Raw genomic sequence first — 19,679 nt, 5'->3', positions numbered from 1 at the left:
TCATGGCGGGCTTTTTGCATTCATCCCTTACCTGTTTTCGTACTTTGGCGCTTTTGCGCCCTGTCTGTGGCCGGCTTCCCGGGTTCTGACAGCGTCGAGCACAACACCGAGAGGCTACGTAGTGCGCTTGGATACTTAACGCCCGAGTCGTTCACGTAGGCTCATCCACAACATCGGTTTTGAACCCTGGGCTCTACGTGGGACCGTACTAAGTCTCGGGGGGGGCAGTTTATCCCCTATACTTCGCATTGCGCATGATCCCACCAAAGGGCGGTGCAGCGAAGGTAGGTCTCATAATAACGGAAGCGAATAATGGCATTCAAAAAAATCAAACCCTGAATGAGTGGGCGGTCATGCTCGATGCCATTTATGGGGGGTCTCAAAACTATGCGAAAACCCCTTACGAAATCCATGCTCATTTGACAGAAGTTTGCGGAGTTTTTGCTAAACACTTTTTCAAACGGCATGACCTGCCAGAAGCAAGAGCATTTCTACCAAAGATATTTTCTTGGACTTTGGCGCTTGTGCGCAAAGTCGATCCCACCAGCGATCTCGAAAAAATCGTCTTAAAGAAATTTCCGAATGCTTGTCCCTATTGTCTAAAAAACCCCTGCGATTGCTGGTCTGGCGAGAAGCCAACCGTGCAGGACCAGGAGCTCGACGAGGCCTACTATTTGGCGTCTAGATCGGCGGGTCGCAAGTTGAATGACTTCCAATTGATGTTTGAAAGAATCTATGGGCAATCTTGGGTTGCCGAGTTCGATCCAAATACACAATCGGAGGAGATCTGCGGTCGTATCTTCATACGCTTGGTAGAGGAGCTGGGTGAAGTTAGTGAGGCAATGCGTTTCCATCATCTATATCCTGAAAATTTCTATAATGAAATTTCGGATTTATTAGCGTGGTGGTTCGCGCTCTCTACTAACTTCCCGTCGGGCAGCGGAGCAATACTTGTTGAGGATATGATTTGGACCGCTTATCCAGGCCACTGCCCACATTGTCAAACGTTGCCGTGCCTTTGCCGTCCCAGTCCAGTGCGTCAACTAATGTCACGGCCGATCCCCGGCCAGGGACACCGTTTCGACAGTCTTACATCGCTTCTTAACCAAGGCGCATACAAGGAGGATATAAAGAGTGTCGACAGCGGTAACATTGTAATTACCTATCCTAGCGCCTGCATTCGGCTTGACGTAGACAACTTCAAATCCGTGAATGATAAATACGGTCATTCGGCGGGAGATGCTGCTTTGCAACATATAGGCGCGATTATTCGAGGCGCCGTCCGTGAGCGGGATTGGGTCTACCGCATAAGTGGCGACGAGTTCGGGATTTTGTGCTCTAACTACACGGAGGAGGAAGCCGCTGGAGCGATGCGTCGGGTATGCGCAGCGCTATTTGCCAATCCTGTAAAGTGGGTATCCCGTACCGGCGAAACCTCGCTGTTTACTGTTTCTGTAAGTGTGGGGGTGTCGGAGTGCGGCAACGCGGGCTCGATTGAGTCTGCGTTTGAAGCGGCAGACAAGGCTTCATACGCATCTAAGGAGGCGGGCAAAGGAACTGTGCGACGCGCTTCCCTGCTTACGGGCAAGTAAGAGCCTTCTGGTCAAAGGGCAATAAGCCTTGATTGGTCGGAGAGCCTGCAGGCGATGTGTTGCGACGACGGCTCGGAGTATGCGGGTGCAACCCTGTTGGCCTGGGCGCAAAGTGAGCATCAAGCTCGATTGCATCCCACCCAGCAACCCGCAGCTGAATGTCTATATCAAGCGATTCAACCGAACGGTCGGTTACGAATGGCTGGCGCATAGCCTTTAGATGGGGCCCGCGAAGACAGAAGCTGGTCAAGGCCGCACCAGCTTCTACTTCCACGTCCCTATAAAGAATAGGGGCCGTCAGCCTCAACTTACACGCGCTCGGCCGCGATTTGCGCTAACCTGTTACGGCGCTGTAACGGGCCTCTCTATCGGCGCGTGTCATACGACAGCCATTCAATCTAGGAGCATGACCGTGGCAGGAAAAATTCCGTCCGAAGAGGACAAAAGCGCAGCAATCCAAGAGGCAGAGCAGGAATTGAACGTCTATATTGCGGATCTGGACGATGGAGATCCTGCCCTGGATCTGGTGCTGGACCGCGCTGGCGAGATTCTCAAGAGCTGGGGTTTCATCGTTCCGAAGGAATGGAAGGCGAGCGTTTGATCGCGTAGACGATGCCCCATTCTTACTAGGTGCGAATTCCGGCAGTCAGTGCAACTTCGTTCAACGCTTGGAGTGAGCGCCTGCCCTTGGATATGAGCCCCTGGGGCCATCAGACAAAGGTCGGCCAGTTTTCCCTGCTTGTCTCGCGCCGCACGTGAAAAACTGCTGAATCGAAACGCCTAAGGATGGCAGGATGAATTTGATCCTGCAGCAGATTGGTGACGTTCTTCGGATTCAACATAGGTACTCCGTTCCTCCTGGTATCCAAGAAATCAAGCTGTGCTGCCTGAAACGAAGGCTGTGGTAGCCAGCGTGCAGGCAGCCTTTTCGCAGATCAGCCGCGTGGGCTTTACGAGCTTGAAGCCCGTGCGACCGACTTTTGTTCAATTTTCTTGAGCTAAGGGAGGAAGGGCCAAGGGTGCGACCGACTTTGATCCAACTTTTCTAATCTTCGAAGTCTTTCAAGATCAAGGGGTTGCACGCTGCGTCTGCGACCGACTTTATTTCCCGCTTTCAGCCCTGATGTGGAAAGCGAGAATAAAGTCCGCCCGCACTAAATATCGTCCGCTCAGTTCTGAGCGGGCGGACTCTTGCTACAGCCTGCCGTCCAGCGTGTGGGTGGAATCTAGTCGTGGCGTATCAAGCAGGCGCGCTTTGACATCCAACAATTCCTCGTCCGGCACGTCAAAGCGCTCTATCCATGCTTGACCTTTGAATCCGGTCAGTCGTGGTTCGCCTGCAGCGCTGGCGATCAGATGTAACCAGAACGTGGGGCTCCGCAGCGTCTTCAGAGCGGCATTGGGAAGAACGTACTGCGGTGGTTTGGCGTCGATCATAGTCACGGCCAGGTCCGGCTCGTTGCCAGCCTGAATGATGATGCCAGAGCCATAGTCATAGAAGGCGAACCAGTCTGGTGGCAACTCCGATCGTAAAGCATGCAGCCCACCAGCCTTCGTCACCATGTCATGATTGATAGCCGTCAACCAAGAGACCGTTTTGAAAGTATCGCGGCTGAGTTTGGTTGCAGAGAATACGGGAGATCCGACGTCAACGCCTCGAGCCTGCTCCGACGCAAAGGCTTCCGTCGGTTGGTCGCTGTTCCATTCAGAGGGGGACAGTACAAAGCCGAAGCCTCCATGGCCGTGTCGCGCTTGGAGCCGACGTGCAAACTCAAGGAACAAGGATTGAAATGCTTTAGGCCGCTCAATGATGTCAACGAACGGCAGAGAAAACCGTAGCACGTCAAGCCGAGGACTCTTTTTTGCCCTCCAGGCCGGTACGGTGTTGACATAGAAAGAGTAAGGGCTCGCATCCTGGCGTTTGACGCCGCCTGTGTACTGCATATCAATTTGCTCGTCCTCGTCGAGCGCCTTGAAAAAATCCCGAATAGGCGCGGCTTTCGCATATGGCATGCAAGGTGGGCCGGAGGCAGGTTCGCCTCGCCATAACCAGGTAAGCATGTCCCCTGTCTGGACGAGGTAATCATCGAAGCACTGGGCGATCGCGGCTCTTTTCGCTTCGGTGTAGCCGCCTTCGAAATATAGCGTGCCGGTGATGGCGATCACCGCGCCCACATAATCGCGGGGCCCCTTGGGCATGAGCATTGCTCCGGGGAACTGCTGGGCCTTTGTGTTTTCACGAAGCACCGCAGCGAAGTCCTCGGGACTCATGTCGGGATGAAGATCTGTCATATTTTGCCTCATGGCATAGCGGGTACAGGGGCAGGGGATCCCCCCGGCAGCGGCGGTAATCGACCCCGCATATACAACCTGATTAAGGTGTAAAGCGCCTCGGCTGCGGGCAGCGTGTACTCGACTTTTTCTTCCGCCTGGCGTTCGCGCTCTTCCACTTCATTGCAATCACAGTCGGCAGCTTGGAGAAGCACTACTTTATTTTCGTCTCCAGCGATGAGAGCGTAGGCCTCCAGTTGACCGTCAGTGGGGTCATCGTTCGGGAGATTGAGCTGCGCTCCGGGCGGTATAGCCATCGGCGTCCGTTTCACCTTCGAACGGCGTTCCCTCGATGGTAGTTACACGGTATCGTTGGCCAGAGAGTGGCTCTCGCGGAGCGTCATCGAACACCTGGAAGCGTCCCCTGTAGGCATTTGAACCGGTATCGGCTGGCACGGTTGAGCTCGCGCCGGTCGCGTCGGCCTCCTGCCCAAAATGCTGGCTGGCGATAAGGGTCGCGCCGCAGGCCGTGCGCATGCCCTCCAGTGCCAGCCACTGCGAACTGCCAGTCGAGCGGGTGCCTTCCACAATCGGGTAGCTCCCCTTGCATTTCGGGCACGTTGTCATGTCGCCCTTGCGGGCAGCAGCCTGGCCAAACACGTTGAGCGTTTGGTCTCCCGTGACGACGACGCCTCCATGGCTTGTTCTATCGCCAATGCGGACCACAGATCTTGGCATGCTTTCTCCATGATGTTGTGACTGAATGATCGCGAGAACAGAACGCCGCCTGTCGGCGACTCATGGTGCTCTTGGACGTTCGGTATCGCATCCCTGTACGCCCGCCCGTAAATCGCTCGCACGACAACACGAGTCGGGGGGACTGACAACGGACAGTCTGTGGGAGCTCCGGCGTGTCCGATATAGGCGAAAGCCCAATAAATTTATACTTTGAATTAAAGGGATTGAAATGCATTCGAAGGCGTGGGCGCGTTGATGCAGCTATGTCCGGCGTTCCCCTCTGGTGATCCGCCGCCGTGGCGGCCCCTTTCCATTGCCGGTCGGCGCCGACCCGAGCCGGCCCCGGCGGCTAGTCGATAATCGGGACGTGCGCGGCGGCAGTTTTCGGCAAGTCGCCGCTCAACCTCGGATCTCTCTGCACTTCCACCCGGATTGCGTACGGTGTGAAGCCCGCTTTCATGTAGAAGCGCAGTGCCGAAGGATGGTCGTAGGTGCAGGTGTGGACCCACATCCGGGTGATGGGCCGCGCCCAGGCCAGTTCCACTGCCTTGCTCATCAGCGCGCGGCCCACGCCCCGGCCCGTGCAGTCCGCGGTGAGCCCCAGGAACGCCAACTCGCATTCCCCCTCCGTGCGGAAGTCCAACTCCAGAATGCCAACGTCCCCGAGTCCGTTCCGGACAATGTGGATGTCGACGTCGGGGTGCGCCAGGATGGCGGCCAGCTCGCCGTCTTCCATGAAAAGGCGCGAAAACCACAGCCAGTCGGCCCCGACCTTGCGGAACAGCGCGCGGTAGGCATCCAGGCCGATTTCGGCAACCGGGGCCAGCTCGAAACCTTGGGGCAAGGAAGCGCCGGGCAGGTCGGGCCTGGACAGCATTTCGAGGTCGGTGACGACACTGGCAATGTGTCCGCGGGGGATGGCGGTGTAGCCGATGGGAATGGGCGAAGAGGCGGCGGTCATAGTCTGCTCGTTCAGTAACGGCAGCACTATGCCCGCGGGCGCGCGGCCCTGTCTTGAACGCTATTTCAGCCGTCGCGCCATTGGCCGGGCGGGACGCCGACGACGGCCCGGAACCTGCGCGTCAGGTGGGACTGGTCGGCAAATCCCAGGTCCAGCGCCACCGCCGCAATGTTCTCGCCTTGGGCGATTCTCTTGCGCGCTTCGACAACCCGATGGTTCCAGCGCCACGCCAGCGGGGGCATGCCATAGGCCTTGGAAAAGGCCCGAACGAGCTGTACGGGCGTCATCCCCGCCGATGCCGCCAGGTCCGTCAGCGTCGGCAAGGCAGGGTCGTCGCGCAGGCGGTCGGCGATGCCGCCGATGGACGCCGGCACGTGCCTGGATGTCGCGGGTCCGCCCGATCCCGCCATCTGCAACAGTTCGTCGAATACGTGGACCAGCCCTTCCTGCGCCACGCTCTCGGGCGTGTTCCGGTTCAGCGCTGACAGGATGGCGCCGCGCAGCCTGGCTGCAATGCCTGGCGCTTGCAGCAGGGGCTTGTCGAAAACGGTTTCCGGGGGGATGCCGAGCAGGACCGGGAGGGCGGCCGGGTCCACATACATGCTCGCGAATTGCCACGACTCGCTGATGACATGGGAGCTTTGGACCTGCGCCGGGTTGTAGAGCGTGACGTCGCCCTCGGCGGCGTCGAAGCATTTCCTGTCTAGCTTGATTTTTTCCCAGCCCCGCACATTGACGCTGATCACGAATTCGTCGTGGAAATGGGGCGCAAAGCCGCGCGTGCCGTCCGCGATGTGCGCGACCTCGATACCGGTGAATTGACGGCGATTGAACGACCCCATGGCGGCCATGTTAGCGCGACGCCCTGGCGCGCCGCGCGGCTGGGCGCTGCCCTGCCGGACCATGCCCCGCTGGCATGGGGGCGCCCGGCCTCGGCCGGAGCATGAGCGGAACTAATGATTTGATCCAAATAAAATCATTTTTATTCATGGAAGGCGCAACATAAAATACGGCTCGAATATTGAAAGTGTCAAGACTGCCAAATCAAAAATCCGAAGAAATTTGGAAATGAATGACGGCGGAAAATAGACGCGAGCTTTTTGTCAGAAATTTGAGCGCCGGATCAGAATGAGTAAAGAGTTTACATTTGCCATCAAGAGCATTTGTTTCGATGAGGATTATCGTCCCGCGGACAATACGCGAATCACGACCAACTTCGCCAATTTGGCCCGGGGGGAGAGCCGTCAGGAGAATCTGCGCAATACGCTCAGGATGATCGACAATCGCTTCAACGCCCTGGCGCACTGGGATAATCCCAAGGGCGATCGCTATTCCGTAAATCTCGAGATCATTTCCGTCGAATTGAATATCGAAGGCCAAAGCAGCGGTAACGGCCTGCCGCTGATCGAAGTGCTGAAGACGAGCATTTTCGACCGGCATACGAATGAACGCTTCGAGGGCATCGTAGGCAATAACTTTTCCTCGTACGTGCGGGATTACGACTTCAGCGTGCTGCTGCTGGAGCACAACAAGAATACGACCGCCTTCAGCACGCCGGAGAATTTCGGCGACCTGCACGGCAAGCTCTTCAAGAGCTTCGTGAATTCGAGCACCTACAAAGAGAACTTCCACAAGGCGCCCGTCATCTGCCTGAGCGTTTCGAGCAGCAAGGTCTATCAGCGCACCGAAAACCAGCATCCCGTGCTGGGCGTCGAATACCTGCAGGACGAGTATTCGTTGACGGACGAGTATTTCAAGAAAATGGGCATGAAGGTGCGCTACTTCATGCCGCCCAACAGCGCCGCGCCGCTGGCGTTCTATTTCACCGGCGATCTGCTGGGCGATTACACCAATCTCGAGCTGATCAGCACCATCAGCACGATGGATACCTTCCAGAAGATCTATCGGCCCGAGATCTACAACGCCAACTCGGCTGCCGGGAAGTCCTACCAGCCGAGCCTGAAGCACCAGGATTATTCCCTGACCCGCATTGTCTACGATCGGGAAGAGCGTAGCCGGCTGGCTGTCGAGCAGGGCAAGTTCGTCGAGGAAAACTTCATCAAGCCGTATCAGACGGTTCTTGAGCAGTGGTCCGCGGCCACCCCACATTGATTAATAAAGAGCATCAGGTCTTATTGTGAAAAAACTGCTTCCCACCTCCACCGCCGGCAGCCTGCCCAAACCTTCCTGGCTGGCAGAGCCCGAGACCCTGTGGTCGCCCTGGAAATTGCAGGATGGCGGACTGATCGAGGGCAAACAGGATGCCCTGCGCCTGTCGTTGCAGGAACAGCAGCACGCGGGCATCGACATCGTCAGCGATGGCGAACAGACGCGCCAGCATTTCGTGACGACGTTCATCGAGCACCTGGACGGCGTCGATTTCGAGAACCGCAAGACCGTCCGTATCCGCGACCGCTATGACGCGAGCGTGCCGACGGTGGTGGGCGCGGTCGCGCGCAAGAAACCGGTCTTCGTCGAGGATGCCAAGTTCCTGCGCCAGCAGACCAAGCAGCCGATCAAGTGGGCCCTGCCCGGTCCGATGACGATGATCGACACGCTGTATGACGATCACTACAAGAGCCGCGAGAAGCTGGCTTGGGAATTCGCCACGATCCTCAACCAGGAAGCCAAGGAGCTGGAAGCGGCCGGCGTCGACATCATCCAGTTCGACGAGCCCGCCTTCAATGTCTTCTTCGACGAGGTCAATGACTGGGGCGTCGCCACGCTGGAACGGGCCATCGAAGGGCTGAAGTGCGAAACCGCCGTCCACATCTGCTATGGCTATGGCATCAAGGCCAACACGGATTGGAAGAAGACGCTGGGTTCGGAATGGCGGCAATACGAGGAAGCCTTCCCCAAGCTGCAGAAGTCCAACATCGACATCGTTTCGCTGGAGTGCCACAACTCGCACGTGCCGATGGAGCTGATCGAACTGATCCGTGGCAAGAAGGTGATGGTGGGGGCCATCGACGTGGCATCCAACACCATTGAAACCCCCGAGGAAGTGGCCGACACGCTGCGCAAGGCGCTGCGGTTCGTCGATGCCGACAAGCTCTATCCTTGCACCAATTGCGGCATGGCTCCGCTGTCCCGCGCCATCGCGCGCGCCAAGCTGAGCGCCCTGAGCGCGGGCGCGGAAATCGTCCGCCAGGAACTCTCGAACTGATTCCGAGGCGGAAATGGCCGTCGCAAGCGGTTTGCGGCGGCCAGCCTCCCGGGGCTTTCCTGGGCTCTCGCGCAGCATCCTAGTATTCCGTACCTACCATGTCATTCCCCAGCACGGCCATCGAACCATCGCGCTTTCGCGAAGCTCTCGGGCATTACGCATCCGGTATCACGGTGGTCACTTCACACCTCGATGGCGAGCGGGTCGGATTCACCTGCCAGTCGTTCCATAGCGTGTCGATGAGTCCGCCGCTGGTGTCATTCAGCGTCATGTCCAGTTCGGCCAGCTACCCCAAGATTCGCCAGGCGGGTCGCTTCGCCGTCAATATCCTGTCGGATGGGCAGGTCGAGGTGTCCAACCAATTCGCCCGGCGAGGCACGGACAAGTGGCACGGCATCGAATGGCGGGAATCGCCTTTGGGCAATCCGCTGATTGCCGGCTGCCTGCACTGGATCGATTGCGAAATCCATGCCGAACACGCCGCGGGCGACCATGTGATCGTGATTGGTGAAGTGAAGGCGTTGAACCTGCAGGAAGCAGGCACCGCGCAGCCCCTGCTGTATTTCAAAGGGCAGTATCGCAACATCGCCGCGCACGGCGCGGCCTGAGCGCTTGCCGCCACGGGGCTCGCGCCGATCCGCGCGAGCCCCGTGGCGTTTCTTTGATTGATACGGTATCGAGCTGTCTTGAATTCATTGAAACAGGCGCTGGACGAAAAACGCTTCGCCTGCGTGCTGGAGGTCATTCCCCAACAGTCCCCTGCGCGCCTGGCCGCGCTTGAGCCGATCATGCGGCGCGGGCAACTGGCCGGCTGGCCGTTGCTGCCGGCCTTCGCGGACCGTGTCGGCCCGCACGCTGACTTGAGCCCTCTGCAAGGCGCTGGCGCGTTGGGCGATCCGGCCTCGTCCCTGCTGCACTTTTCCGGCAAGGACCGTGAGCGTGCCGATTTGTTGCGCCAGATGGCGGCGATGGGCGCGCGCGGCCTGAAGCAATTGTTGCTGCTCAGCGGCGATCGCTTGCCGGGGCACGATCCGGGCCGGGCGCCGGTGCGCTATCTGGAGTCGGTGCCCGCCTTGCAGATTGCCCGCGAGCATGGCCCGGACTGGTTGCTCGGCGCTGCCTTGAACCCGTTCAAATACCGCGAGGAAGAAGGCGGCGCCCAGTATCTGAAGGCGCGCAAGAAACTGCTGGCCGGGGCCGATTTCCTGACCCTGCAGTTGGGTTTCGACGCCGCCAAGCACATCGAAGCCCAGGCCTGGATGCACACCCAGCCCGGCGCCAAGCCCATGCTCGCCTGCGTGATGAACCTGAGCGAAAGGCGCGCTGACGTTCTTCAGGCCGTGCCCGGCATCGTCATCACCGAATCCATGCGCCAGCTGCTGGGCAAGGAGCGAGAGGTGTCCCACGCCTATGCCAGCGCGCGTAGCCTGGCGCGCCTGGCGTTGCAGATCGTGGGCCTGCAATGGATGGGCTATGCCGGCGTGCACCTGTCGGGCGTGCATACGCTGGACGAACTGCTGCTGCTGGAGCAGGCCATCATCGAGCAGCGAGGCAAGGTGACCTCGCTGGCCGATTGGAGCGAGCGATGGCAAGCGGGTTGGCGGCTGCCCGGGGCGCCCGAGGTCCGCTTCACCCCCGGCATCGACGCCTGGACGCTGGGGCAGGCCGATGTCGTCGCCACCCGCCGCGAGCGCCTGCGCTACGCGCTGCTTGCCACGGTGCATGAACAGTTCTTCGATCGTGCCGGGTGGTTCAGCCGCGCCTTCGGCTGGAGCGTGACGCGGCCGATGTGGCAGGCAGGCGTGGCGGCGAATGCGTTGCGCGCGGTCGAGCGGACGATCAAGCGGCCTCTGGTCGGCTGCGATACCTGTGGCAGCTGCCGCTTGCAGGACACGCTTTACGTGTGCCCCGAGACCTGCCCAAAGGGTCTGGCGAACGGCCCCTGTGGCGGCACCCGGCTCAATCGCTGCGAATTCGGCGACCGGGAATGCGTGCACAGCGTCAAGTATCGGATCGCCAAGTCCACCAATCAGCTGCCCGCGCTGGCACAGACCTTGATTCCCGGTGTCGAGGCGCAGGACAGGCACCGCAGTTCCTGGCCGGAATGGTTCAAGCGGGGGGATTCCGCGCCGGGGTCATGATTGCGAATCATGGCCAGAGCTGGTTGGCGCCCGGGCGGTCCCCCGCAGATTGCTTACAGCGCTCCAGGCGCGGGCGGCCCGGGCCGTGATCGGTTGCGCGGCTTGAGTCCTAGTCGACGACATTGCCTTGCAGGTCGATCGACTGCCAGCGGCCTCCCGACCACCAGCGGTGTTCACCATCGCTCTCATTCTTGCAACCGTATCCCACCCTGGCCCTGCCGTTCTTGAACGGAAAGGCGCAGTCATAGACCGGGGCGACGACGATGGCGCCGGTTTCCTCGTCCGCGAAGCCGATCTTGCCGTCCAGGCGGATGCGATAGCGTCCGTCTTGCGGATAATCCGGGCCGTTGTCGAACAGATATACCTGGTAAGGCTCGCGCAGTTGCGCGTCGACGACGCGGAACGCGCCGGCGTCCTTGTCGAGATAGATGCAATACCGGAAGGGATTGCCGGCGACGAAGCAATCATCGATCCATTCGGGTTCCGTGGCGCGCTGTTTCAGGGTTGCGCGGGCTTGCGCGGGGTCGATGTCGGCGCGCGCCAGCGTTGTCAGCGGCAGAGCCAGGAGAGTGAGCAGAAGCGGACGGATGAGGCGCATGCGAGGGGCGGGACCGGCCGCCGTGGCAAATGGGGAAGGATTGCCATCATAGGCCGATTGTCGCGCGCGATGCGCCCGGCGTGTATCAGGCGGAGGCGGCCATGGCGCCGCCGGCATCCGCGCCGCCGATGTTCATGGCGCCGCCCTGGACGCCATCGAGGCCGCCGTCTTCGATCGCCTGGGCCGTCTTGGTCGCTTCGTCCAGGTCGTGCTGGATCTCGTGGACCTGCTTCTGGGCGTCTTTGTCGTGCTGCCGCAGTTTGCTCTTGAGCATGGCGAGCAGTTCCTTCATGGCGCGAATGGCCTCGCGCACGGCCTGGGCGTCGTTCTCGCGGCGCTTCTGCGCGGCCTGCGGGTCCTGGCGGGATTCGGCGGTGGCGGCGGCCTTGTCGGCCTGGTCGTCCGCCTTGTCGGTTTCGCCGGGCACGGACGCGCCCTTGGCGGCGTCCGCCCTGGCCGCGGCGGCGGCGCCTTGGGCCGCGACATCGGCCGCGGGGGGTCCGGCGTCGGCGTCGACGGCCGTGGCGGTGTCGCCGACGGTGGCGTAGGCCGCCAGGGCGCGGGCCGTGGCGGCGGTGGACGCGGACGGGCCGGCTTCGGCACTGGCGGCTTCGGCGCCGTCGGCGTCATTGGCCGTGTCGGCCGGGGAGACCGCCTGGGCGCCGTCGCTGGCGCCAGGCGCGGCCGGGCCGGTCCGCGCCGTGCACCACGGGAGCGGCCGCGCCAGGCGCGGCGCCGGTGGCGGCCGGGGCGCCGCCGCTGTCCTTGAGCGCGCTGGCGGCCTGCCCGAGTTCGCCGGCCAGTTGGCGCAGTTCGCGCAGGATGGCCTTGGCGGCCGCCGCGCCCAGGAACATCAGCATCTTCTTGAGCGTGTCGATGCGCTGCTTGATCTGCGCGACGCGGGCGCGCGCCAGATCCTGGCGCGACTGGGCCGCGTCGGTGGCCATCTGGAAGGCGGCCTTGCGTGCCTTGGCGGCGCGTTCCAGGGCCTCGTCGCTGAGGATCACGCGGATCGAGACGGGTTTTTCCGCGGACTGCGCGGCGTCGCGGTCTTGTGCCGCGTCGGCGTCGCGCCTGACGGTGGCGCGCGGGTCGTTGCCCGTGGGGGCGGGCGAAGGAAGGAGGGTATCGGTGAGCAGGGACTGCATGGCAGGTTCCGGTAAAGCGGTACACGTGGCGTCGTGGCCGGCCCGCAACGGCCGGGGCGACGGCGAGGTGACAACGATATGTACGGCACCCCGGCCGCGCTTCTTTAACCGGGGCGGCTGGGAATTCGTCCGAGAACACGGGCTGGCCCCGCGGCGGCGGTGGTATCTTCTGCCCCATGTCCGTCCGAGATCCTTCCCAGTCCCTGTCCAGCGCGCCGGTGGCGCCAGATGCCGCCAGCGGCGCCGCGCCCGCCGCCCTGCCCTATGTGCACGCGTCCGGCACCACGCGCAGCCTGCATTTTTCCGACAAGGTCATCCAGAGCCGCATGTCCACGCTCAGTCCGGACGCGCTCGACCTGGAATACACGCGGATGATGATGGGATTCGTGCTGTTCGCGCCGGCGCCCGCGGACATCCTGATGGTGGGACTGGGCGGCGGGTCGCTGGCCAAGTTCTGCCATCGCTACCTGGCGCAGTCGCGCATCGAGGTGGTCGAGATCGATCCCGGGGTCATCGCGCTGCGCGATGCCTTCATGGTGCCGCCCGACGGCGCGCGCTTCAAGGTGATCCAGGCCGACGCGGCCGATCATCTGCGCGGCCTGCGCGACGCCGCCGACGTGCTGCTGCTGGACGGCTTCGACGATGCCGGCATTCCGCCGGCCCTGTGCTCGGCGGATTTCTACGCGGATTGCCATCGCGCGCTGCGCGACGACGGCATCCTGGTGATCAATTTCCATGTGAACCATCCGCTGCACCACCACTACCTGGAGCGGGTGCGCGCCGCGTTCGGCGGCGCGATGTTCGAGGTGGTGGACGACGACATGACCAACAGCATCGTTTTCGCCTGCAAGGGCGATCTGCTGGATGATCCTGCGGTGGCCGACCTGAAGCGGCCGGCGGTCATTCCCAAGGATGCCTGGCGCCAGCTGATGCCGACCTTGCGCGTCATCGGCGCGACGCGTGAATTGAAGTGAGGCTGCGGGGGCGTCGTTAACGTCCGGTAGCGCGCGGCGGGGTTTTGTTGCACATGGCGGGACAGCGCCGGCCGGCGCCTTGCTAGCATCCTCGCTTTCCCAGCATCGCCAGGATTGCGCCCATGAGTATCTTCTCCCGTTTCTTCGGTCGTTCCGAATCGCCCGCCGACGCCGTCGCCCTGACGGCCAATCCCGACATGAAGGACGGCCCGAGCCTGCAGGTGGTGTTCGCCGCGCCGCTGGCGCCGCGGGCCGAGGCGCTGACGGCGGCGCTGCGCGCCTATCACCCCGAGATGCGCGAGGCGCGCGCGGAGATCGAACCGGACATGCCGGAATTGTTGGCCCTGGTCGGCTGGGGCAAGCACGTGGTGCGCGTGGTGGGTTTCAACGCGCCCTTCCCCCAGGACGCGCTGGAGGCGTGCGTGGCGCCGGCGCATTATCCCGCCGAGGTCAAGGAGCAGGTACGCAACCATGCCAGCCACGCGCTGCTGTACTATGCCGGCTTCGAGGAAGACCCGCTGGAGCAGTACGTGGCGCTGGCGGCGGTGGCCGGCGCGCTGACCGGACTGCAGGCCGTCGCGGTGTTGAACGAGGATGCCCACACCTCGTTGCCGGCCGCGGTGTTCTCGCGCGAGTCGATGGGCGACGAGAGCCTGGAACTGCTGCGTTCGCTGCCCTTGAACATGTTGTACTGCGGCTTCGTCAAGTACGAGGTGGAAGGCACGCAGGGCGTGTGGATGCGCACCTATGGCGCCGGCCGTTTCGGTCTGCAGGATTTCGCGGTGCTGGCCGAGGGCCATCACCAGGGCGAGCAGTATTCGAACATGTTCAACAACATCATGGCGTACCAGCTGGACAGTGGCGCCGAGCTGGCCGCCGGTCACACCATGCAGATCGGCGAGGCCCGCTACATGAAGCTGCGCGAGCCGCTGGAGGCCGAATATTTCCTGCACGGCCCGGGCGCGGTGCTGGTGACGGAGATCATCGACGCCTCCGAGATCAATCAGCCGGCTGATGCCCAGGACGACTGACGGACGTACCCGGCCGGGCCTTGCGGGCAACAGTTTGAGGGGGTGACCATGAGTGGCGCGCACCCTGGCAGAAATAGGGCCCGCACCGTGCCAGCACCTGAAAAAAACTCATCCGTACGCTGAGCGTTGCAGATGGCCGAGGTTGGTGTTTTTTAGGACGAAATAACCTGCTTTTCCATATCAATTCTAATTATTACGACTGTATGTAATTGTATATACTCATTGCCTGATTCCATCGTTTCACGCTTCGCCCGGCACGGATCGAGTGCCGGGTTTGCAGGAGAAAGGCATGTTGAGCAAGGCAGTAACGCTTGGCGCAGTGACGGTCCTGTCATTGCTGGTGGCCGGTTGCGCCACGGAACGTTCCCAGTCGGTCGCGGTGCCCACGGTCGCCGCGGCCAGCAAGCCCTACCAGGGCGTGCGCAGCCCGATCTCGGTGGGCAAGTTCGACAACCGCACCAACTACCTGCGCGGCGTGTTCTCCGATGGCGTCGATCGTCTGGGCGGCCAGGCCAAGACCATCCTGGTCAGCCACTTGCAGCGCAGCGGTCGATTCCAGGTCATGGACCGCGACAACCTGTCGGAAATTGCCCAGGAAGCGGCGTTCAACAAGAAAGCCAGCCAGATCAAGGGCGCGCGCTACGTGGTGACGGGCGACGTCACGGCGTTCGGCCGCAAGGTGACCGGAGACCAGCAACTGTTCGGCATCCTCGGCCGGGGCAAGGAACAAGTGGCCTACGCCAAGGTCGACCTCAACGTGGTCGACGTGACGACCTCCGAGGTGGTCTATTCCGCGTCGGGCGCGGGTGAATACAGCCTGTCCAACCGCGAAGTCATCGGCTTCGGCGGCACCGCCGGCTACGACTCGACGCTGAACGGCAAGGTGCTGGACCTGGCGATCCGTGAGGCCGTCGACCGGCTGGTCGACGGTATCGAACAGGGCGCCTGGCAGCCCAACCAACCCTGATAGGCAATCCCATGACGAACAATCCGGTGAAGGTTCGCCCGCAGGCGTTCGCGCGTACGGCACGCGTATTGGCGGTGGCTGCCCTGGCGTTGCTGGGCGCGTGCGCGCAGCAACCCAAGAACATGTACAGCTGGCAATCGTACCAACCTTCGGTCTACGCCTATCTGAAGGACGATGGCGCCGACTACGCGGCTCAAAGCCTGGCGATGCAAAAGAACATCGAAACCGCGCGGGCGACCAACATGCAATTGCCGCCGGGGTTCCGCGCGCATCTGGGCATGCTGTACCTGAAGCTGGGCGAAGGGGACAAGGGGCTGGAGCAGTTGGAAGGCGAGAAGGCGGCTTTCCCCGAATCCAAGCCTTTCATGGATTTCCTGCTGCGCAATGCCAGCAAGATTGCGGGCGGCGCCGAAGCGGCCATGCCGCCTGCGTCCGAGCCGTCCACGGCGCCCGCCGCCAAGCCCGCGCCCACGTCCACCAACGCGCAAGCCGCCAAGCAGGGAGCCTGACATGCACACAATCATGCGAATCGCCGTATTGGCGTTGGTTGCGTTGCTGGCGGGTTGCGCCGCGCCGCAGCGCAACGTGGACTACGCCGCCTTCCGCGAAAGCAAGCCGGCGTCGATCCTGGTATTGCCGCCTTTGAATACCTCGGTGGACGTGGCGGCGAGCGCGGCGGTGCTGGCGCAGGCGACCATGCCTCTGGCGGAATCGGGCTACTACGTCGTGCCCGTCGCCGTCATGGAAGAGACCTTCAAGCAAAATGGCCTGACCAACGCGGACGAAATCCACGAACTGCCGGCCGCGCGCCTGCGCGAAATCTTCGGCGCGGACGCCGCGTTGTACATGACTGTCAAGGAGTACGGCTCGAAGTATGCCGTGCTGTCCAGTTCGATCACGGTTTCGATCGATGCCGCGTTGGTGGACCTGCGCACGGGCGCCAAGCTGTGGGATGGCAGCAAGCAGATGGTGCAAGCCAGCAATAGCAGCGGCGGCCTGATCGGCATGCTGGTGCAGGCGGTGGTGGATCAGGTCGTCAATACGCTTTCGGACCGCAGCTATGGGGTGGCGGGCATGACGAACAACATGCTGCTCAGCGCTGGCACGTCCGGCGGGATTCTGTACGGCCCCCGGTCGCCGCACTACGACGCCCAGCCCTGAGCGTATCCGGCCAACCCACACTGCCCTTGCGCCGTTGAGCACGCTGCGAGGGCAGCGTCACATTCGTCATCGCCCGGACGCCCCGGCTCGTTGTGGCACTGCCATGCCCGGGGGCTCGGCCGAACGGTCTGGCCAATCCTGGTTGAAATGCGCGCCGCGGCTTTCCCGGCGGGCGCGGGCGTCGCGCATCATCAGGTCGGCGACCAGGACCAAGTTGTTTAATTCCAGTGTTTCCACGTTGCTGTCGGCATGGCCGCGGTCAGCAAGCATGCGGCGCAAGCCGGCGATGTGGTTGGCGGCGCGTTGCAGCGAGGCGTCGCTGCGAACAATGCCCACCTCGCGGCTCATCATGGCGCGCAGCGATTGCCGTAGCGGGGCCGCGAAAGCGGTTGCCGATGCGTCGTGGGCCGGCGAGGCGCAGGCGGGTATCGCATCGGCCTGCGCGGGAACTTCGGCGCGTTTCGCCACAGAGCCGGCCAGGATGTCGCGCGCGGCGGCGCGGCCGGTGACGACGCATTCCAGCAGCGAATTGCTGGCCAGCCGGTTGGCGCCGTGCAGGCCGGTGCAGGCCGCCTCGCCCACCGCATACAGGCCGGCCACGCTGCTGCGGCCGCGGGTGTCGGTGGCGATGCCGCCGCAGGTGTAATGCGCGGTGGGCGCCACGGGGATCGGCGTGGTCGTGATGTCCAGGCCCAGCGCCAGGCAGTGCGCGTGGATCGCGGGAAAGTGCGCCAGCAGGAAATCGCGCGGGCGGTGACTGATGTCCAGGTAGACGCAATCGAGCGCATGGCGCCGCATTTCGGCATGGATGGCGCGCGCGACGATGTCGCGCGGCGCCAGCTCGGCGCGGGGATCGTGGGCCGGCATGAAGCGGCTGCCGTCCGGCAGGCACAGCCGCCCGCCCTCGCCGCGCACGGCTTCGGAGATCAGGAAGCCGCCGCCGCGCGGATGATGCAGGCCGGTGGGGTGGAACTGGGTGAAGGCCAGGTTGGCGGTGCGGGCGCCGGCGCGCGCGGCAAGCGCGATGCCGTCGCCGGTGGCGCCTGGCGGCGCGGTGGTGGTGGCATAGACCTGGCCGGCGCCGCCGCTGGCGATCACCACGTGGTTGGCGGCGACGTCGCGCTGCAGGCGCCGGTCCAGGTCCAGCAGACGCACGCCTTGGCAGCGGGCGCCGGGGGTGGCGGGCAGCAACAGCTCGACGGCGCAGTGCCGCTCCAGCACCGTGATGGCGGCTTGCCGGCGTACCTGCGCGCCGAGCGCGGCCATGATGGCGCGGCCTGTGGCGTCGGCGGCGTGCGCGATGCGGCGCTGGCCATGGCCGCCTTCGCGGGTCAGGTGCAGTCCCGCGCCATCCATCGAGAAGGCCACGCCTTGCGCCTGTAACCAGGCGATGGCGGCGCAGGCCTGGTCGATGATGGCGCGGGCGGCGTTCGCATCGCACAGGCCGGCGCCGGCGTCCAGGGTGTCGCGCAGGTGGTCGGCCACGCTGTCGCCGGGCCCCAGCGGCGCGGCGATGCCACCCTGCGCGTGGGCGCTGGCGCCGGCCAGCAGCGCGCCTTTGCTGACCAGCGCGACGCGCCGGTGCGGCGCCAGTTCCAGCGCGGCGGCCATGCCGGCCAGGCCGCTGCCGATGATGATGACGTCGAAGGACATGGCGCCGCTCCTGTGGTGTGTGGCGTGTGTTGGCTGGCGCGCGCTTCAGGCCGGTCCGACCCGCTGGAACAGCGCGCCATCGCGGGCCAGGTCGCCGCTGGCCCGCACCGGGCGCTTGCGCGCGTCGGCGAAGTCGAGCATGCGGTCGATGGGGGCCTTGGCGCGCCGCGCCAGGTCCGGGTCGAGCAGGATCTCGTTGGCGCCGTGCTCCAGGGCGTCGATCATGCCGGCCAGGCCATTCATTGCCATCCAGGGGCAGTGGGCGCAGCTCTTGCAGGTGGCGCTGTCGCCGGCGGTGGGGGCGGCCAGGAAGGTCTTGGCGGGCGCCCGCTGGCGCATCTTGTGCAGGATGCCCTGGTCGGTGGCGACGATCAGGCGCTGCGTGTCCAGTGCATGCGCGGCCTCGATCAGCTGCGTGGTGGAACCGATTACGTCGGCCTGCGCCAGCACGGACGCGGGCGATTCGGGATGGGCCAGCACGCGGGCGTCGGGATACTCGGCGCGCATCAGCGCCAGTTCGGCGCCCTTGAATTCGTCATGCACTAGGCAGGCGCCCTGCCACAGCAGCATGTCGGCGCCGGTCTGGCGCTGGACGTAGCGGCCCAGATGGCGGTCGGGGGCCCACAGGATTTTCTCGCCGCGCGCGTGCAGGTGGGCGATCAGTTCCAGCGCGATCGACGACGTTACGACCCAGTCGGCGCGCGCCTTCACCGCGGCGCTGGTGTTGGCATAGACCACCACGGTGCGGTCGGGATGGGCGTCGCACCAGTCGGCGAAGGCCGGCGCGGGACAGCCCAGGTCGAGCGAGCAGGTGGCTTGCGGGTCCGGCATCAGCACGCGCTTGGCGGGGCTGAGAATCTTGGCGGTCTCGCCCATGAAGCGCACGCCGGCCACCAGCAGCGTCGCCGCCGCATGGTCGCGGCCGAAGCGCGCCATTTCCAGGGAATCGCCGACGCAGCCGCCGCTGGCTTCGGCCAGTTCCTGGATGTCGGCATCGACGTAGTAATGCGCCACCAGCACCGCGTTCTCGCGCGCCAGGAGCGCGCGCACGCGTTGCGCCGCCGCGGCGCGTTGCGGGGCGGACAGCGGCGCGGGCACGCGGGCCCAGGCCTGGCCGACCGCGCCGGGATGGCCCACGGCGGGCAGGTCGAATGCGACGGAGCGGACGGGGACGTCGGTCATGGCGGATTCCTTGGGAGGTATAAGTGCTCAGCATGAGCATTTATGGGGCAAAAAAAGAGGCGATCCATTTATGCTTTTATTGAGCATAAAGCAGAT

At 63.3% G+C, this 19,679-nt stretch carries 21 protein-coding genes; 11 read left to right on the top strand and 10 right to left on the bottom strand.

What is annotated here, in order from left to right; all coding sequences use genetic code 11:
- The first annotated feature begins 254 nt into the window (after positions 1-254).
- Together AruCF_RS27570 and AruCF_RS27565 are read left to right on the top strand one after the other, a co-directional pair.
- Entirely contained in the window at positions 255-1,592 is a 1,338-nt protein-coding gene (locus AruCF_RS27570; protein WP_083037035.1) for a diguanylate cyclase, read from the top strand.
- A gap of 412 nt (positions 1,593-2,004) precedes the next feature.
- Positions 2,005-2,193, top strand: a complete 189-nt coding sequence (locus tag AruCF_RS27565; RefSeq protein WP_144419068.1) for a hypothetical protein — start codon at positions 2,005-2,007, stop codon at positions 2,191-2,193.
- Between the two features lie 109 nt (positions 2,194-2,302).
- Here the strand turns inward: AruCF_RS27565 and AruCF_RS30160 are convergent, their stop codons facing one another.
- The 5 genes from AruCF_RS30160 to AruCF_RS27545 form a co-directional block, all read right to left on the bottom strand.
- Entirely contained in the window at positions 2,303-2,434 is a 132-nt protein-coding gene (locus AruCF_RS30160) for a hypothetical protein (RefSeq protein ID WP_301337037.1), read from the bottom strand.
- A 352-nt stretch (positions 2,435-2,786) separates the two neighbouring features.
- The gene (locus AruCF_RS27560; protein WP_049070665.1) at positions 2,787-3,884 is read right to left on the bottom strand and encodes a type VI immunity family protein; all 1,098 of its coding nucleotides are present in this window, start codon (positions 3,882-3,884) and stop codon (positions 2,787-2,789) included.
- A gap of 252 nt (positions 3,885-4,136) precedes the next feature.
- The gene (locus AruCF_RS27555; RefSeq protein ID WP_080977297.1) at positions 4,137-4,601 is read right to left on the bottom strand and encodes a PAAR domain-containing protein; all 465 of its coding nucleotides are present in this window, start codon (positions 4,599-4,601) and stop codon (positions 4,137-4,139) included.
- Positions 4,602-4,950: 349 nt separating this feature from the next.
- Complete coding sequence (locus AruCF_RS27550) at positions 4,951-5,562, bottom strand: GNAT family N-acetyltransferase (RefSeq protein WP_049070667.1); 612 nt, start codon at positions 5,560-5,562, stop codon at positions 4,951-4,953.
- 65 nt (positions 5,563-5,627) lie between these two features.
- Positions 5,628-6,413 carry a helix-turn-helix transcriptional regulator gene (locus AruCF_RS27545; protein WP_049070669.1) on the bottom strand — a complete coding sequence of 262 codons (786 nt, stop codon included), beginning with the start codon at positions 6,411-6,413 and terminating at the stop codon, positions 5,628-5,630.
- A 277-nt stretch (positions 6,414-6,690) separates the two neighbouring features.
- Between AruCF_RS27545 and AruCF_RS27540 the strand changes: the two genes are divergently transcribed.
- The 4 genes from AruCF_RS27540 (at position 6,691) to AruCF_RS27525 (ending at position 10,869) form a co-directional block, all read left to right on the top strand.
- Positions 6,691-7,674 (top strand): DUF1852 domain-containing protein, encoded by a 984-nt coding sequence (locus AruCF_RS27540; protein WP_049070670.1) that lies wholly within the window; start codon positions 6,691-6,693, stop codon positions 7,672-7,674.
- Positions 7,675-7,699: 25 nt separating this feature from the next.
- The gene (locus AruCF_RS27535) at positions 7,700-8,728 is read left to right on the top strand and encodes a methionine synthase (RefSeq protein ID WP_063568560.1); all 1,029 of its coding nucleotides are present in this window, start codon (positions 7,700-7,702) and stop codon (positions 8,726-8,728) included.
- Positions 8,729-8,826: 98 nt separating this feature from the next.
- Entirely contained in the window at positions 8,827-9,336 is a 510-nt protein-coding gene (locus AruCF_RS27530) for a flavin reductase family protein (protein ID WP_049070674.1), read from the top strand.
- 78 nt (positions 9,337-9,414) lie between these two features.
- Positions 9,415-10,869 (top strand): methylenetetrahydrofolate reductase C-terminal domain-containing protein, encoded by a 1,455-nt coding sequence (locus tag AruCF_RS27525; RefSeq protein WP_049070676.1) that lies wholly within the window; start codon positions 9,415-9,417, stop codon positions 10,867-10,869.
- 109 nt (positions 10,870-10,978) lie between these two features.
- Here AruCF_RS27525 and AruCF_RS27520 read toward each other — a convergent pair whose 3' ends face one another.
- The 3 genes from AruCF_RS27520 to AruCF_RS27510 all read right to left on the bottom strand — a co-directional run bounded on the left by AruCF_RS27520 (position 10,979) and on the right by AruCF_RS27510 (position 12,615).
- A complete protein-coding gene (locus AruCF_RS27520; RefSeq protein ID WP_063568561.1) occupies positions 10,979-11,467 on the bottom strand; it encodes a WG repeat-containing protein in 489 nt (162 codons plus the stop codon).
- A gap of 85 nt (positions 11,468-11,552) precedes the next feature.
- Positions 11,553-11,894 (bottom strand): hypothetical protein, encoded by a 342-nt coding sequence (locus tag AruCF_RS27515; protein ID WP_083037024.1) that lies wholly within the window; start codon positions 11,892-11,894, stop codon positions 11,553-11,555.
- A gap of 199 nt (positions 11,895-12,093) precedes the next feature.
- Positions 12,094-12,615: a hypothetical protein gene (locus AruCF_RS27510; RefSeq protein WP_083037022.1), complete on the bottom strand. Its 522-nt coding sequence runs from the start codon at positions 12,613-12,615 to the stop codon at positions 12,094-12,096.
- A gap of 176 nt (positions 12,616-12,791) precedes the next feature.
- On the opposite strand from AruCF_RS27510, the gene AruCF_RS27505 reads away from it, so the two are divergent.
- The 5 genes from AruCF_RS27505 to AruCF_RS27485 all read left to right on the top strand — a co-directional run bounded on the left by AruCF_RS27505 (position 12,792) and on the right by AruCF_RS27485 (position 16,748).
- Positions 12,792-13,589: a fused MFS/spermidine synthase gene (locus tag AruCF_RS27505; protein ID WP_049070680.1), complete on the top strand. Its 798-nt coding sequence runs from the start codon at positions 12,792-12,794 to the stop codon at positions 13,587-13,589.
- 122 nt (positions 13,590-13,711) lie between these two features.
- On the top strand, positions 13,712-14,620 hold the full coding sequence (locus AruCF_RS27500) for a DUF4261 domain-containing protein (protein WP_049070682.1): 909 nt from the start codon (positions 13,712-13,714) through the stop codon (positions 14,618-14,620).
- 289 nt (positions 14,621-14,909) lie between these two features.
- Entirely contained in the window at positions 14,910-15,587 is a 678-nt protein-coding gene (locus AruCF_RS27495; protein ID WP_049070684.1) for a CsgG/HfaB family protein, read from the top strand.
- 11 nt (positions 15,588-15,598) lie between these two features.
- Positions 15,599-16,096, top strand: a complete 498-nt coding sequence (locus AruCF_RS27490) for a DUF4810 domain-containing protein (protein WP_049070686.1) — start codon at positions 15,599-15,601, stop codon at positions 16,094-16,096.
- Position 16,097: 1 nt separating this feature from the next.
- Complete coding sequence (locus tag AruCF_RS27485) at positions 16,098-16,748, top strand: DUF799 domain-containing protein (protein WP_049070688.1); 651 nt, start codon at positions 16,098-16,100, stop codon at positions 16,746-16,748.
- A gap of 66 nt (positions 16,749-16,814) precedes the next feature.
- Here the strand turns inward: AruCF_RS27485 and nadB are convergent, their stop codons facing one another.
- Both nadB and nadA read right to left on the bottom strand, forming a co-directional pair.
- The gene (gene nadB, locus AruCF_RS27480) at positions 16,815-18,401 is read right to left on the bottom strand and encodes an L-aspartate oxidase (RefSeq protein WP_049070689.1); all 1,587 of its coding nucleotides are present in this window, start codon (positions 18,399-18,401) and stop codon (positions 16,815-16,817) included.
- 45 nt (positions 18,402-18,446) lie between these two features.
- The gene (nadA, locus tag AruCF_RS27475) at positions 18,447-19,583 is read right to left on the bottom strand and encodes a quinolinate synthase NadA (RefSeq protein WP_049070691.1); all 1,137 of its coding nucleotides are present in this window, start codon (positions 19,581-19,583) and stop codon (positions 18,447-18,449) included.
- Positions 19,584-19,679 lie beyond the last annotated feature (96 nt).

The sequence above is a fragment of the Achromobacter ruhlandii genome (genome assembly GCF_002082135.1).
Classification (GTDB): Bacteria; Pseudomonadota; Gammaproteobacteria; order Burkholderiales; family Burkholderiaceae_B; genus Achromobacter; species Achromobacter ruhlandii.
Note: the sequence above shows the minus strand (reverse complement) of the source record. Positions and strands in the feature narration are given on the sequence as shown.

Bases quoted from the DNA above. Each gene is read 5' to 3' on its own strand.
- AruCF_RS27570 (WP_083037035.1), top strand. From the start codon at position 255: ATGATCCCACCAAAGGGCGGTGCAGCGAAGGTAGGTCTCATAATAACG.
- AruCF_RS30160 (WP_301337037.1), bottom strand. From the start codon at position 2,434: ATGTTGAATCCGAAGAACGTCACCAATCTGCTGCAGGATCAAATTCAT.
- AruCF_RS27560 (WP_049070665.1), bottom strand. From the start codon at position 3,884: ATGACAGATCTTCATCCCGACATGAGTCCCGAGGACTTCGCTGCGGTG.
- AruCF_RS27555 (WP_080977297.1), bottom strand. From the start codon at position 4,601: ATGCCAAGATCTGTGGTCCGCATTGGCGATAGAACAAGCCATGGAGGC.
- AruCF_RS27550 (WP_049070667.1), bottom strand. From the start codon at position 5,562: ATGACCGCCGCCTCTTCGCCCATTCCCATCGGCTACACCGCCATCCCC.
- AruCF_RS27545 (WP_049070669.1), bottom strand. From the start codon at position 6,413: ATGGCCGCCATGGGGTCGTTCAATCGCCGTCAATTCACCGGTATCGAG.
- AruCF_RS27540 (WP_049070670.1), top strand. From the start codon at position 6,691: ATGAGTAAAGAGTTTACATTTGCCATCAAGAGCATTTGTTTCGATGAG.
- AruCF_RS27530 (WP_049070674.1), top strand. From the start codon at position 8,827: ATGTCATTCCCCAGCACGGCCATCGAACCATCGCGCTTTCGCGAAGCT.
- AruCF_RS27520 (WP_063568561.1), bottom strand. From the start codon at position 11,467: ATGCGCCTCATCCGTCCGCTTCTGCTCACTCTCCTGGCTCTGCCGCTG.
- AruCF_RS27510 (WP_083037022.1), bottom strand. From the start codon at position 12,615: ATGCAGTCCCTGCTCACCGATACCCTCCTTCCTTCGCCCGCCCCCACG.
- AruCF_RS27505 (WP_049070680.1), top strand. From the start codon at position 12,792: ATGTCCGTCCGAGATCCTTCCCAGTCCCTGTCCAGCGCGCCGGTGGCG.
- AruCF_RS27500 (WP_049070682.1), top strand. From the start codon at position 13,712: ATGAGTATCTTCTCCCGTTTCTTCGGTCGTTCCGAATCGCCCGCCGAC.
- AruCF_RS27495 (WP_049070684.1), top strand. From the start codon at position 14,910: ATGTTGAGCAAGGCAGTAACGCTTGGCGCAGTGACGGTCCTGTCATTG.
- AruCF_RS27490 (WP_049070686.1), top strand. From the start codon at position 15,599: ATGACGAACAATCCGGTGAAGGTTCGCCCGCAGGCGTTCGCGCGTACG.
- AruCF_RS27485 (WP_049070688.1), top strand. From the start codon at position 16,098: ATGCACACAATCATGCGAATCGCCGTATTGGCGTTGGTTGCGTTGCTG.
- nadB (WP_049070689.1), bottom strand. From the start codon at position 18,401: ATGTCCTTCGACGTCATCATCATCGGCAGCGGCCTGGCCGGCATGGCC.
- nadA (WP_049070691.1), bottom strand. From the start codon at position 19,583: ATGACCGACGTCCCCGTCCGCTCCGTCGCATTCGACCTGCCCGCCGTG.